The 13,508-nt window shown below is 46.6% G+C and carries 11 protein-coding genes; 2 read left to right on the forward strand and 9 right to left on the reverse strand.

What is annotated here, in order from left to right; genetic code table 11:
- Positions 1–12: 12 nt before the first annotated feature.
- The 3 genes from DWX59_RS07340 to DWX59_RS07350 are packed head-to-tail and all read right to left on the reverse strand — an operon-like array spanning position 13 to position 3,909.
- A complete protein-coding gene (locus tag DWX59_RS07340; RefSeq protein WP_117557633.1) occupies positions 13–1,308 on the reverse strand; it encodes a nickel pincer cofactor-dependent isomerase, group 22 in 1,296 nt (431 codons plus the stop codon).
- A 31-nt stretch (positions 1,309–1,339) separates the two neighbouring features.
- Entirely contained in the window at positions 1,340–2,554 is a 1,215-nt protein-coding gene (locus DWX59_RS07345) for a mandelate racemase/muconate lactonizing enzyme family protein (RefSeq protein ID WP_034578089.1), read from the reverse strand.
- Between the two features lie 41 nt (positions 2,555–2,595).
- Entirely contained in the window at positions 2,596–3,909 is a 1,314-nt protein-coding gene (locus DWX59_RS07350; protein WP_166460185.1) for an APC family permease, read from the reverse strand.
- Positions 3,910–4,172: 263 nt separating this feature from the next.
- Here DWX59_RS07350 and DWX59_RS07355 point away from each other — a divergent pair, with 263 nt between their 5' ends.
- Entirely contained in the window at positions 4,173–5,078 is a 906-nt protein-coding gene (locus DWX59_RS07355) for a LysR family transcriptional regulator (protein WP_117557637.1), read from the forward strand.
- Between the two features lie 75 nt (positions 5,079–5,153).
- Here DWX59_RS07355 and DWX59_RS07360 read toward each other — a convergent pair whose 3' ends face one another.
- Genes DWX59_RS07360 through DWX59_RS07370 form a run of 3 tightly spaced genes read right to left on the reverse strand, consistent with a single transcriptional unit; the run spans position 5,154 to position 8,949 of the window.
- Positions 5,154–6,332, reverse strand: coding sequence for a MalY/PatB family protein (locus DWX59_RS07360; protein WP_117557638.1), 1,179 nt, complete (start codon positions 6,330–6,332; stop codon positions 5,154–5,156).
- 21 nt (positions 6,333–6,353) lie between these two features.
- Positions 6,354–7,691 carry a Na+/H+ antiporter NhaC family protein gene (locus DWX59_RS07365; RefSeq protein WP_117557639.1) on the reverse strand — a complete coding sequence of 446 codons (1,338 nt, stop codon included), beginning with the start codon at positions 7,689–7,691 and terminating at the stop codon, positions 6,354–6,356.
- A 55-nt stretch (positions 7,692–7,746) separates the two neighbouring features.
- The gene (locus DWX59_RS07370) at positions 7,747–8,949 is read right to left on the reverse strand and encodes a MalY/PatB family protein (RefSeq protein ID WP_117557640.1); all 1,203 of its coding nucleotides are present in this window, start codon (positions 8,947–8,949) and stop codon (positions 7,747–7,749) included.
- A 229-nt stretch (positions 8,950–9,178) separates the two neighbouring features.
- On the opposite strand from DWX59_RS07370, the gene DWX59_RS07375 reads away from it, so the two are divergent.
- The gene (locus DWX59_RS07375) at positions 9,179–9,886 is read left to right on the forward strand and encodes a helix-turn-helix domain-containing protein (protein ID WP_025486778.1); all 708 of its coding nucleotides are present in this window, start codon (positions 9,179–9,181) and stop codon (positions 9,884–9,886) included.
- A gap of 219 nt (positions 9,887–10,105) precedes the next feature.
- On the opposite strand, the gene DWX59_RS07385 is transcribed toward DWX59_RS07375, so the two are convergent.
- The 3 genes from DWX59_RS07385 to DWX59_RS07395 form a co-directional block, all read right to left on the reverse strand.
- Entirely contained in the window at positions 10,106–10,849 is a 744-nt protein-coding gene (locus DWX59_RS07385) for a FadR/GntR family transcriptional regulator (protein WP_117557641.1), read from the reverse strand.
- A 143-nt stretch (positions 10,850–10,992) separates the two neighbouring features.
- Positions 10,993–12,210 carry a mandelate racemase/muconate lactonizing enzyme family protein gene (locus tag DWX59_RS07390; RefSeq protein WP_117557643.1) on the reverse strand — a complete coding sequence of 406 codons (1,218 nt, stop codon included), beginning with the start codon at positions 12,208–12,210 and terminating at the stop codon, positions 10,993–10,995.
- A gap of 16 nt (positions 12,211–12,226) precedes the next feature.
- Positions 12,227–13,507, reverse strand: coding sequence for a TRAP transporter large permease (locus tag DWX59_RS07395; RefSeq protein ID WP_025486773.1), 1,281 nt, complete (start codon positions 13,505–13,507; stop codon positions 12,227–12,229).
- Position 13,508 lies beyond the last annotated feature (1 nt).

The raw sequence follows: 13,508 nt of genomic DNA on the forward strand, positions 1-13,508 counted from the left end.
TGAACGGCAGCATCATGGCGTTTCACCTAATCCAATCAGATTTCCATGACAGTCAAATTCCATATCCCGTGGCTCTGATTCAATTATCAGGCCCTTATTTTCCTTTGCCTCCTCATAGAATGCCTCGGATAACCATATCCGCCTGATATTCAGGGAGTTAGGTATCCTTACCAGCCTCCAGTTATGGGAATCTGCATTGGTCACGGTCTTCAGGCATACCTGGATTGCCTCCCTGTCGTTTTCCATGACAACAGGGATTCTTGCGTTTTCTATCATCTTGGTAGTAATAAGGTTCGGATATGTCTGGCCGAAACTCATTTTTTCAAAAAAGCGGCGTGTGGTTGCATGGGCCATTCCAATCCCGACCCCGCTATGGCAGCTTTCATCGCTCAGGTCCAGGACCGCTACGCGCTGGCTCCTGATTCCGCCCGATGCGTACGGGGTAAGGAAGGTGCCTGTTATGTTAGGATCCATACCGCTTCCGCTGAAATTCTTGCCAATCCGGTCAACAATCAGGACATCGCACTCCGGCACCTGTATCCTCGGTATCAGCGCCTTGGCCCTGTTTAACAGTTCAGGCTCTTTATCAGCAATCTCACTGCTGCCCAGCACTGCGATTTCCGCTGTTTCATCATATGCATTCTCGATAACGGCAACTGCAAAAAGGATATTTGAATTCCGGATGACAGCCTTGCCAAAGGCAGGAACATTCTCCGCCATACGTCCGTAACCCTCATCATGGCACACGCTTGCCCCAATCTGTTTTCCCAGTCCAATGGCCATCATTTTCATGATGCCGCTCTCATAAGGCCCCCTGAAATTGGTATGCGGCTTAACCCGGCAGCATACAATGATACCGTCTGCCCCAGCCGCATTCTTGTCAATCAGTACGTCCCTTCCATCCTCAGTACATCCTATTTTCACAACATCCATGCCGGATTGGATGGGGCAGCCCACTGTCTCCTCGGTAATCCCAAGGGCACGCAGTATGGCGCGCTGCCCCTCACCCGTGGCGCCTCCGTGGCTGCCCATGGCCGCCACAATAAACGGATTGGCGCCTTTGCTTCTTACAAATGCAACAATGGATTTCGTTAGGATTACAATATTTTTTATCTGCCGGCTGCCGCATGTGATTGCAATATCCATACCCGGCTGAATGCGGGACGCAAATCTGTCCTGCCGAAGCATGCCTTCTATTAATTCCGGTATCTCCTGCGGTTCAATATGACGGTCGTCAAATACCTGCTGTACCTTAAACATTTTGGGAACCTTCACATCCTGAACCAGATTTGATATTACATTTCCCATAACCCACCTCCCGGCTGTGTTTTAGCAAAACTTATTTCATATATTTCATACCAGCTGCCACTGTAACAATATCTGCCTTGGCAATACAATCTTCGGTTGGTTCCTGTCCCAGTCCCGGCAGTTCCGGAACCTTATATGTTCCATTTTCCGGCTGATAGTCATATTTGCAGGTGGACCGGTTCACGGGATTCAGCGCCCTCTGATGATGCTCATGAATCAGGAAGTTAGGGATTGCAGCTTCAATCTGCAAGGCAGCAGCCTTGGAAATCGGGCTTCCGCATACATGGATCTGAACATTGGAGTCATACAGCCACGCCATATCGCATATCTTTTTTGCTTCTGACAGACCGCCGCACAGGCACAGATCCGGCTGCGCCACATCCAATAACCGTTTCTCAAAAAACTGCCTGAATCCCTGTCTTGTATAAATCCGTTCGCCGGAAGCAATGGGGATGCTGGTCTTTTTCTTGATTTCCGTAAAGTTCTCCACATTCAGCGGATGGGCCGGCTCTTCATAGTAGAATATCCGAAGAGGCTCCAATACCTGTGCAATCTGGATGGCTGCCATGGTATCCGTATTAGAATGCATTTCTATGATGATATCCAGGTCTTCCCCGCCAGCTTCGCGCATTGCCGCAACACGGTCATAGACTGTTTTTATGACATGGTTCTGGAGCGGTCCGCGTATGTTCCATGATTTTCCGGATGAATCAGGTACAATGATGGGGTCTACCTTAACGCAGTCATATCCCTCTTCCATTGCCCGCAGGGTCACGTCCGCATACTCCTCAGGTTCCACCAGTTCCTGCTTGGTGATATCAGAACCCCAGTTAAACTGCACCTGGCTGGCATATGTACGCAGGTTATCATTGGTCTTACCTCCCAGAAGCTGATAGATGGGAACACCCAATGCTTTGCCCTTGATATCAAGAAGGGCTATGTCAATGGCGCTCATGGCCGCGGAAACAACGGTCCCTCCGCCCATTCCCCAGAATGTCTTGCGGAATATGGTTTCCCAGACCTCTTCTGTATTCATGGGATTCATCCCAATAATCTGCTCTGCAAAATCCTGAATCATTCCGCGGCCGGCCCTCCAGCCTTTTCCATACGCAAGGCCTGCCTCACCCCATCCGCATATGCCCTCATCCGTGTTCACACGGACCAGCACCGGACTCCATGCGCCCCGTGTCGTGGCTCCTTTATTACCGCTTGGCAACTGTAATGCATCAATACTCGTAATCTTCATAATCAATTCTCCTTTTAAGATTCATCCTGTTTATCCAGGTTTCAATGTTTAGCGCTTTCCAGGTTCACTTTGCCGCTGTTGTATCTGGCCACGGCATAGATTGCACAAAAGACAATAAATACAACATTAATAAGAAGTATCTTGGTGGTCAGCCCCCTGGCCGACAGATACACCATGTAAAAATTAGCTGCGAATGTAAGTATCATGATTGTATAAAATACACTGTCCGGTACATGGAGGAAGGATTTCTTCCATTGTTCAGGCATTAATTTTGGCAGTCGTATGATTGATACCGCCGTGACCATACGCAGGGTATAGCCTACCAATACCAGATTATTGGTAATGGTCTTTATGCTCAGCCCCGCAAGCAGGGGGATGATTCCCACAAGGAAAATCAATGTCATGATGATGTACGGGACATTTCTTTTATTCATCTTTGCAATGGATGCAGGAAACCAGCCATCCCTTGCCGCCCTCAAAAGCGGATTGGCCCGGGAACCGTATGTGGAATTCATTGTTGTCATAAGAGCCATCACCGGCCCTCCAATGATAAATACAGGATACAGATTGCCGAATATCTCCTTTGCCGCCAGGGTCAATGGTTTCCCTGCCACCTCCTCTATGGGAAGGACACCGCAGTTAGCAATTGCCACCGTCACATATAAAATCAATATGACGCCAGTTGAAATCAGGATTGCCAGCGGAATATCCCTGGTGGGGTTTTTCGCATCCTTACTGAAGTTCATTACCATATACTGGCCGTATGTGGAAAATGCGTAAATCGCAATCGCATTCACAAAACCGCCGTAACCTTCTGTAAAAAATCCCGGACTGCTGATATCGTACACAGCAGGATTCACCATTGTCATTCCATATATCCCAAATATCAGAAGGGCAATGACCAATATGGCTGAAAGGATCTTCTGGGCATTTGCCATCATATTGACCCCCAGCAGATTCAGGGCAAAAAAGAAACAGACAGCGATTAAACCAATGAGCCTCCCATTCATCTCAGGAAATATGGAATTGACATAACTCCCCAGCGATGTCCCCAGCAAAGACAGGCTCAGGCATTGTGATATGAATGCCGTGGCGTAAAAACCAGCCATCTTCTCATTGAGCATATCGGCTACAATACTGTATTCCCCGCCCTGAAGCATGGTCGTACTGCTTATGAAGATAAAAGGTATGATACTGATGAATCCAACCACTACCGCTGCTCCGTAAGCCAGCCATGCAGATGTCCCGGTGGCCACGATGGCTGTTCCGATTAATGTGACCACGCCTGCCCCGATTACCTGACCGCAGGATATGGCAACCAAATCAACCAGCCCCAATTTTTTTGTTTCTGTCAAAATAGCACCCCCTCAAACTTACACTTTTAAAATAGTTTCCTTCCTCCGTCATGTACTTTCAGATTTTGTACGATATCGGCTGTGCGCACTGGAATCATACAGATATTCTGTACAATTGACTAATATTATGTTACAATATCTCCATACTTTAGTGAATTACTTTCTTTTTTAAGAGTTGTTAGACTTAAGACTAACGTACAGGTGCCGCCTGGCTGCACATATGCCATTTCACTCCTTCTCATAAGATTTTTAGAGGTCCTATCATGGAATTATTACAGTTACGTTATTTCGCAGAGCTGGCTAATATGGAGCATTTATCTAAGACTGCAGAAAAGTTGATGATATCACCGCCCTCCCTGAGCAGCACAATCAAAAAACTAGAAAATGAACTGGGCACCCAGCTTTTTGACAGAAGCAGGCAGCAGATGCGCCTTAATGAAAATGGAAGGATTTTTTACCGCTATGTACAGACTGCACTCAATACACTGGATTGCGGAGTACTTACCCTGACCCAGACCAACTGTCCCATACTCAAGGTGGCCCTGACCAGTTTTCCTGTGTGGATTGATATGATCTATGCCTATGAGCAGTCACATCCCGAGGTGGTTCTTGAGTACACGGTCATCACGTTAGACGAGCTGAACAATGCCCCATCGCCGTTTCCCTGGAACTTCTTCCTGGGAATCATTGAAGATGTGGACACGGGGCGTTTCCAGTCCCACAAGGTCTTTCCGCCTGAAAGGCCTGTTGTTTTAATGTCCGTCCATAATCCCCTGGCTGGCCGCTCTGATATACGGCTGGAGGAACTGAAGGATGAGAATTTCATATCCGTAAGAAGGGAAAATTCTTCTGCCCATAATTTCATGATGGCACTGTGCCGCCAGGCTGGTTTCGAGCCGAGAAAAGTCTATTATGGGGACTACCTGATGCGTGTAAAGCTGGTCCAGCAAAACCGTGGTGTCAACATCACCACAATGGTAGGGGCCACCGTGAATGCAATTCCCCTGGATACCATTACCGCCATCCCTTTGTCATCCCCCATCATGACCCGCACGCAGGCCATAAGCTGGGAGCAGGATAAACTGTTATCAGATATGGAACAGACTTTCCTGGATTTTGCGGTTGGTTACTTTAAGGAACATCCCCTTATGGATCCAAAGAAACTTTGATGATACTGCCGGATACATAAATAAACAGCCCTTATGGAATACATGGCCAATAAGGGCTGTTTGCTGAAAAATCCATTATCCTATCTCTTTTGCAATTCTTTCAACCGCCTGCTTTATATAAACCGGGTCAGTGGCAAGGTTCAGGCGGATGAATCCTTTATATGCCTGGCCGAACCATTCACCGTAATCCACAGCCAGCCTGCAATGTTTCTGGACGAAATCCAAGGTCTGTTCCGGATTCACATAACTTCGTAAATCAATCATTACCAGATATGTTCCTTCCAGCGCGCACACCGTCATCCCGGGAAGCCGTTTATTCAGTTCCTCCTTAAGATACCGGTAGTTGTCCCGTATGACATCCAGTACCTGTCCAAGCCATTCCCCGCCATATGTGTAACCGGCTTTTGTCGCAACCATACCCATGATGCTGACCTCCGTACGGTTCAGGGCCGACGCAAACTGATCGTATTTTCCCCGTAGTCCGTCATCGGTAATGATAATATGGGAGTGAAGGAGCGTGGCCAGGTTAAATGTCTTGGAAGCGGAATTGAGGGTAACCACCATATCCCTGTACCTGCCTCCTGATACGACCGCAGCCGGGACAAAGGGCTTGTCCCCTAATATAATATCCTGATGGATTTCATCACTGATAACAAGGACATCATGCTTTTGGCAGACAGCCAAAACCCTGTCAAGCTCATCCTCTGTCCATACCCTGCCCGCCGGATTGTGGGGCGAACACTGGATGAACATTTTTACCTGGTTCTCCACGATGGCTTTCTCAATTGCTTCGTAATTCATGGTGAAATACCCATCGTTATAATCAAGTTCCACCTTGACCAGCTTTCTGTCCCCGTTTGTAACCACATTGTGGAAAGGATAGTATACCGGCGTCAGGATCATGCAGGAATCCCCCGGCTTGGTAAATGCATGAATCATCCATGCAATTGCCGTCACGCATCCCGTTGAGAAACGTACCCACTCCTTTTTGACAGGAAAATGATACCGGCGCTCCATCCATCCTGAAAACACCTCATAGTAATCATCCGGAACACAGCTATATCCAAACACCCCATGCCGCGTCCGTTTTGTCATCGCATCCACAATCCCGTCACAGGTCTTAAATTCCATATCCGCCACCCACATGGCAAGTAAATCCGTTTCCCCGAATTTCTGCTGCAGTCCATCCCATTTTAAACTGTCTGTTTTGTGGCGGTCCACCAGATATGATTGCAAAAACTCCTGTTTGTCCAAATTGTCTTTCCTCCTCCTGATTTAAAATCCACTTTCTTTCTCTTCCTTTGTCCTCAGCAAACCGAATTGTATTGTAATACAGGTAAACAAAATCAATAAAACAGGATAAAAAGCGTATCTCACGGTTTCAAGATAGGTTGCGCCTCCGTATTGCTGTACCAGAAGGACACTGCTGTCATGAGGAACCAGCATCAGGATTGCGCAGGAGAAGATATCCAAAAGACTGGCCAGCCGTTTCGGTGCAATCTTATACTTAGAGCCCACCTCTTTTGCAACCGGGGCCGTAATGATGATGGCTACCGGATTATTAAGCGTGGTCCCGGATATGACCATACTTACCAGGGATATCAGATATTCACAGCCTTTCCTGCCCTTGATTTTCTCTGTCATCGTCTTAACCAGCCAGGAGATACCCCCATAGTATTTAATCAATTCAATCAGGCCAGATACCAGCATGGAAAATACTGCAAGGAAAAACATTTCTTCCATGCCGGAACCGATGGCCATTGTCCACTCAAAAAAGGTAATGGTCCCCATGGCCATTCCTATGATTCCCGACATAAGGATTCCAATAAGAAGGACAAGAAGTACATCCAAACCTGCAATTGCAGTGACAAGGACCGTTATGTAAGGCAATACTTCAAGCACGCTGTAATGAAGCCCTTCCGTATCAATCGGACCGCTTCCATTGGAACCCAGGACTGCGTAAAGGATAATTGTAATCACTGCTGCCGGCAATGCAATCAGGAAGTTCATCTTAAACTTATCCTTCATCTCTGCCCCTACCCCTTTGGTGGCGCAGATTGTGGTATCTGAAATCATGGACAGGTTATCACCGAAATATGCGCCTGCAATCACTGATGCACCTGCCATTGCCACATTCAGGCCGGCTCCCTGGGCAACAGCAACCGCCACCGGTATCATGGCAACCTGTGTTCCCATGGATGTGCCGATACAGGTGGAAATAAAACAGGTCACGATGAATATACCCGGTATCAGGAAATGGGACGGGATTAAGGTAAGGCCCATATTCACAATGGACTCCTTTCCTCCCATAGCGGCTGCGGCGGAGGAAAATCCTCCTGCCATCAGCACGATGATTCCAAGCAGCATAACCCCGGAATTTCCAGCGCCTTGACAATAAATATCTATTTTTTTACTTATAGGCGTTTTCCGGTCATAAAATATCATTGCGATTATGATTGCAGCCATGACAGCTACATAACGCGGCATTTTTCCAAAGGGATTTTCCACCCCCATGATGGTAAATACCACCCCGCATCCAACATATAGTCCTAAAAATATCAGCATTGGCAAAAATGCCAGCGCTTTGTAATTCTTACCGCACCTCTCATCCATGTATGTGTACCCCCTATTTTATTAACCCCGGCCAATATGTGCCGGTTAGAATCAATCACACCGTATGTTTTGTATTCACAGCCTCGCAGATACGTCTCAGCCCCTCTGCCAGCGTGGCCTTTGGGCATGCCAGGTTCAAGCGGATGAAACCATCTGAATTCTGCACAAACATGTTCCCGCCCTCTAACAGGACCCCTGCCTTGTAGGCAAAGAACATTGGAAGGTCCTCATCCATGGCAAAATAGTCATTTAAATCCACCCAGGCCAGATAGGTTGCCTCCGAAACACGGTATTTTGCCTTTGGAAGATGTTCTGCCAGATACTCCCCGACCAAGCGGAAGTTATCATCCAGATAAGCCCTTAGTTCCTCCAGCCATGGCTCTCCCTTCTCATATGCAGCCTGTGCTGCGGCAACACTCAGCGGATTATCAAAATTATAGTGGCGGCCAAGCCAGGTATTCCTTAAGTCCTCGTCACGGATCATGACATTAGAAATCATCATTCCGGCCAGGTTAAACGTCTTGCTGGGTGCCATGCATGTAATCAGACGCCCGTAATCAGGCATTACCTTGCCCATGGGGATATGTTTCTGATTCCTGCGGAGCAGATCGCAATGTATCTCGTCGGAAATCACCCACATTTGGTTCTTCTCAATGATGTCCGCCATCTTCCTTAACTCTTCCTCCGTCCAGACACGGCCGCTGGGATTATGAGGATTGCAGAGAATGAACAGCGTGGTTTTCCCATCCGCGGCCTTCTTGGCAAAATCCTCAAAATCAATGCTGTAACGCCCCTCATCATTCTTCAAATCAGAACATACGTACTCACGCTTATTAAAATCTGCCGCATATTTGAAATATGCATAAGACGGGGTCATGAACAGCACCTTCTCGTCCGGCTGGCAGATATACTCCACCAGTTCATACAGCGCCGGTATGATACCATTTGACATCACCAGTTCCTTCCGTTCAAAGGTCCAGCCATAACGCCGCATGCACCAGTCCGCCAAAGCGTCATAATAACTTTTTTCAAACACCCTGGTGTACCCGAAAATACGTTTATCCAGACGTTCCCTCATCCCGTCAATGACTACATCCGGAGTGGCAAACTCCATATCGGCCACCCACATACGGATAAATTCCTCATCCTTATATGGAAACGTCATGGTCTCATCCGCATGAAAAATATAGTCCCGGAATCCATCCGTATTCATGGCATTTGTATGCCTTCTGTCAATAATTTCATCAAAATTATACATAATTTACATTCCTTTCCATTGCAGCTGCTTTTTGATAAGTTAATTTTAACAACCAAATGCTTTCAGGTCAAAGCAGCCATTTTTTCTTCACAGTGGAATTTTTATACAATTTTTCTACTCAGGATAGAATTTTATAGTTCTATATGATAGAATTATGGATAACATCGAAAAAAAACAAAAAATTCGAAATAATGTTGATTTGTACGATACTTTCAGGAGGTAAATGAGTATGTCAGAAGTCAGCGCACAGATTGGGAACCAGATACGCCTGATACGCAAAAAAAGGAAAATGACTTTGGATGATCTGTCAAATGCAATCCATAAAAGCAAGTCCACTATTTCAAAATATGAAAAAGGTGAGATTGCCGTGGATATCGAAACCCTCTATGAAATCGCGGATGCCATTCAGGTCCATGTGGAGCAGCTGCTGTATTGTTCCCCAAAACGCACTGCCATATCTTCAAAGAACAGCAGTCCCGCATTTTTTAATGGGGTATCACAAATCTACTCCTATCTATACGATGGCAGAAGCAACCATATTGTCGGCTGTGTATTTGATGTCCTGTCAGAAACAGAGGAAGGGCAATACAAGATTATGATGTATATGAACTTCAAAGATTTCAAGAATTATCAGAACTGTGAAAATACATATTGGGGCTATATTGAGCACTACGACGCCATGACGTATATTTCACTGACCAACCAGGATACGCCGATGGAAAAAGCCAGCGTCCAGATATTGGCGTCCTATCTGGATTCAGACACTAAATGGGGCTTATTCAATGGCTTTTCTTCCCGCCCCATGATGCCGATTGCCATCAAGATGCTGTTCTCAAAAAACCGGTTGAAGGAGGATGCTGATTTAGTCCGGCTGTTGAAGGTCTCCAAAGACGATATCCGGCTGCTGAAGCTTTATAACATGCTTTCCGTCACTTGATTTTACCAGTCACTTCATCCCTGCATGGTAGTCACATTTCTGGCATTGGGATAGTGTATTTTCACTGCCCTCCCGATGATAGGCCCCGGACCAGAGGCAGATGCTCTTCAATATGGGGACGACTGAACTCCCCTTCTCTGTCAGGCAGTAGTAATAAAAAGAACCCAGCGAAAAGCAATTCCGGCTTTACCTGGGTTCTTTGATATATACGTACTTTTTCTATTTTTCCAAATCTATCTTATAATCAATCACATCTGTATATGCCCTTTTACAGGCGTCAAAATCATGGTTCCTGATTGCCATACAAATGACACGGTGTAAATCGCTCCATGGTTCGCCCTTCTTTTTCTGCTTCTTCCAATATTCAAGGCGCTCCTGCAGGACAATGTGGATATATTGGTTCAGTAACTCCTGGAACATCAGGAATGCATATACAAATAAGTCATTATGGGAAGCTTCGCAGATCTTCTTGTGGAAATCCGTATCTGCTTTTACTATCTCCTTAAATGTATCTTCCGATGGCTGCTCTAAGTAATCCCGTTTTAAATTTTCAAATTTTTCGCAGGCATCCTCCAATATCCTTATATCCTGCTCCGTGGCATGAATGACCGCCAGTCTGGAAGCCTCAATCTCAATGGCATACCGGAATTCGCAGACCTTATCAAGCAGCTCCGGCCCCAGATAGAATTCGCTGGCCCTTTCAAGATAACTTCCAAATGAAAATTCTTTTACGTACGTACCATCCCCGACCCGTGTCTCTAATAGCCCCATCCCAATCAGCCTCTGCATGGCAGTCCGTACCGTCAGACGGTTTACATCAAACATGGAGGAAAGTTCAATTTCAGACGGGATTTTTTCTCCGGCCTTCCACCTGCCATTCTTGATGGCCTCCTTCATGTTCTCAAAAACCTGTTCATTTACAGGCATCCTCTTTACTTTCATACCCTCTTCAAAAGCACTCATATCATCACTTCCCAATTTTCTCAATTTTAAATGGATTAATCCAGCTATAAGGATTATACCGTTTTTTCCTATAACTGGCAAGGCATTCCACGGCTTTTACAAAAAGCGCGGAAAGCACTAAGGCTTTCTGCGCTTTCATGTCATTATTTTACTTCTACCTTATCACAATGGGTCAGGGCGTATTCTGATAATTCATTTCCAAGTCCGGGCAGGGAGGGAATCCCATATTCTCCATTAACCGGCTGGTAATCATAAATACACAAGTCCTTATTAAATTTCTGAAGATTATATACATGATGCTCATGAATCACAAAGTTGGGTATACATGCTTCCACATGGAGGGCTGCTGCCGTACATAAGGGGCTGGCGCAGGTATGTACCTGGACTCCAATATCATACGTATGGGCCATGTCACAAATCTTCTTGATTTCCGTGATACCTCCGCAGGTACCGATATCCGGCTGGATCATCTGGATTGTCTGGTCCTCAAAATATGGCGCATACTGCCATCTCGTGTAAATCCTTTCGCCGCTGGCAACCGGTATATTGATTCTGTCTGCAATGAACCTGGCTGTCTTGGGTGTCGGTGTATTCGGCTCTTCGTAGCAGAATATGTTATACTGCTCCACCCTTCTGGCAATCTGCACCGCTGACTGCGCATCCAGGAAGGAATGGTTTTCCATGATGATGTCAACATTCGGACCAATTGCCTCACGCACTGCCTTCACACGTTCTTCAACCAAATCCACATATTCCGGTTTTAATAAACCTGTACGCTGTTCCTCTGAAAAGGTCTTTCCTGCCCTGTCAAATGTGAAGAAGTCTATTTTTACCGCGTCATATCCTTCCTCTACTGCTTTTAAGGCATTATCAGCGTAATCCTGCGCACTTAAAGCCGGATTCAGGGAATCCCCCCAGCCGAATTGCAGCTGGCTTGCATAGGTACGCAGCTTATCGCGGAACTTGCCGCCAAGCAGGACATGGAGGGGAACATTAAGTGCCTTTCCTTTTATATCCCACAAGGCCATGTCCAATGCGGATAACCCTGCAAAGAATACCGGTCCGCCGTTCTGTCCCCAGAATGTCTGCTTGTAGATTTTCTCCCAGATGGGTTCTGTTTTCATGGGGTCGGCCCCTATGATCATACCGGCCAGTTCCTTTACCATACCAAAAGCGCCCGGAGCAGCAGAGCCGTATGCCATAGCCGCTTCGCCATCCCCATAGATTCCCTCATCTGTGTAAATCCGGCAGACAACCGGTCTCCACGCAATATTATTCCAATCTGCCGGTGCTCCTGGTTCTACCTCCTTCATCTCCTTACTGGAATGTAACAGCATTACGTCAATCTTTGTAATCTTCATTTTAATTTCCTCCTTATCATCCACCAAATAACCTGAGCGGCAGGTAAATCACCGCCGGTACAAACGCTACAACAAATAAAACAATGGCCAGTCCAATCACGAATGGGATCATCGGCTTGACTATCCGTTCCATGGGTATCCCCGTCATGGAAGAGGACACAAACAGGTTGGTGGCCAAGGGCGGTGTACAAAAGGCAATGGATAAAGCCAACACCATGATGATACCGAACTGTATGGGGTCAATTCCATAGGGCTGAAGTACATTTAATAAAATGGGTCCTAAGATAACAATCATAGGCGTGGTCTGGACAAACATTCCCGCTATGAACAGAATCAGGAATACCAATAGGATGACAACCACCTTGCTGTCTACCGTGTTGGTAAAAAATCTCGTAATGGAGCGGGTTACACCCATATAGGCAAATATCTGCCCCAGGGCGGCGGCAGGCGCCAGGGTAAGCAAGGTCCCGCCAACAAATGTGCTGGTCGATTTCAGCTGGTTGAAAATCTCCTTCAGTTTCAGTTCCTTATAATAAAAGCAGCCAACCACCACACCGAACACACAGGCAACGACGGATGCCTCCGTTACTGTAAAAATCCCGCCATAGATACCGCCCAGGATAATAACCGGCATGAAAAGCGCAGGCCAGCCGTCCTTCATGGAAAACAGCAGTTCTTTTACAGTGAATTTCCTCTTTCCTACAATATGGTGCTTCTTACAATAGAAGTAGTTGATTAACATAAGAATAAGCCCAACCAACAGGGACGGTCCTAATCCTGCCATGAATAAATCGCCAATGGAAACCCCCATCGTCACCCCGTACACCACCATGGGAAAGCTGGGCGGCACAATCACGCCCAATGAACCGGCAACCGTAATAAGCGCAACTGCATAGTACTTGTTATATCCATGGCGGACCATCTCCGGAAGCATGATCCCGCCGATAGCCGCCACTGTCGCAGGAGCAGAACCGGATACCGCCCCAAAGAACATACATGCAAGAATCGCTACCATGCCCAGGCTTCCTGTAATCCTGCCAATCAGACTGTTGGCAATGGCCACCAGACGTTTTGACAGGCCGCCGGCATTCATCAGGTTTCCAGCCAGTATGAAGAAAGGAAGCGCTATCATGGTATAACTGGCAACTCCTGTATACATAATGGACGCTATGAATTCCTGTGTCGTAATTCCGTTCATCGCAATCAACAGGAAGATGGGAAGCAACAGGCAGACACCGATTGGTACACCGATGAAAAACATTGCAAACATCACAATAAACATAGTTGTCAATTCCATA

The sequence above is a fragment of the Enterocloster aldenensis genome (assembly GCF_003434055.1).
Taxonomy (GTDB): domain Bacteria; phylum Bacillota; class Clostridia; order Lachnospirales; family Lachnospiraceae; genus Enterocloster; species Enterocloster aldenensis.

Coding starts and splice junctions, on each gene's coding strand:
- DWX59_RS07340 (WP_117557633.1), bottom strand. CDS start 1,308: ATGGGAAATGTAATATCAAATCTGGTTCAGGATGTGAAGGTTCCCAAA.
- DWX59_RS07385 (WP_117557641.1), bottom strand. CDS start 10,849: ATGAGTGCTTTTGAAGAGGGTATGAAAGTAAAGAGGATGCCTGTAAAT.
- DWX59_RS07365 (WP_117557639.1), bottom strand. CDS start 7,691: ATGGATGAGAGGTGCGGTAAGAATTACAAAGCGCTGGCATTTTTGCCA.
- DWX59_RS07370 (WP_117557640.1), bottom strand. CDS start 8,949: ATGTATAATTTTGATGAAATTATTGACAGAAGGCATACAAATGCCATG.
- DWX59_RS07355 (WP_117557637.1), top strand. CDS start 4,173: ATGGAATTATTACAGTTACGTTATTTCGCAGAGCTGGCTAATATGGAG.
- DWX59_RS07375 (WP_025486778.1), top strand. CDS start 9,179: ATGTCAGAAGTCAGCGCACAGATTGGGAACCAGATACGCCTGATACGC.
- DWX59_RS07345 (WP_034578089.1), bottom strand. CDS start 2,554: ATGAAGATTACGAGTATTGATGCATTACAGTTGCCAAGCGGTAATAAA.
- DWX59_RS07390 (WP_117557643.1), bottom strand. CDS start 12,210: ATGAAGATTACAAAGATTGACGTAATGCTGTTACATTCCAGTAAGGAG.
- DWX59_RS07395 (WP_025486773.1), bottom strand. CDS start 13,507: ATGGAATTGACAACTATGTTTATTGTGATGTTTGCAATGTTTTTCATC.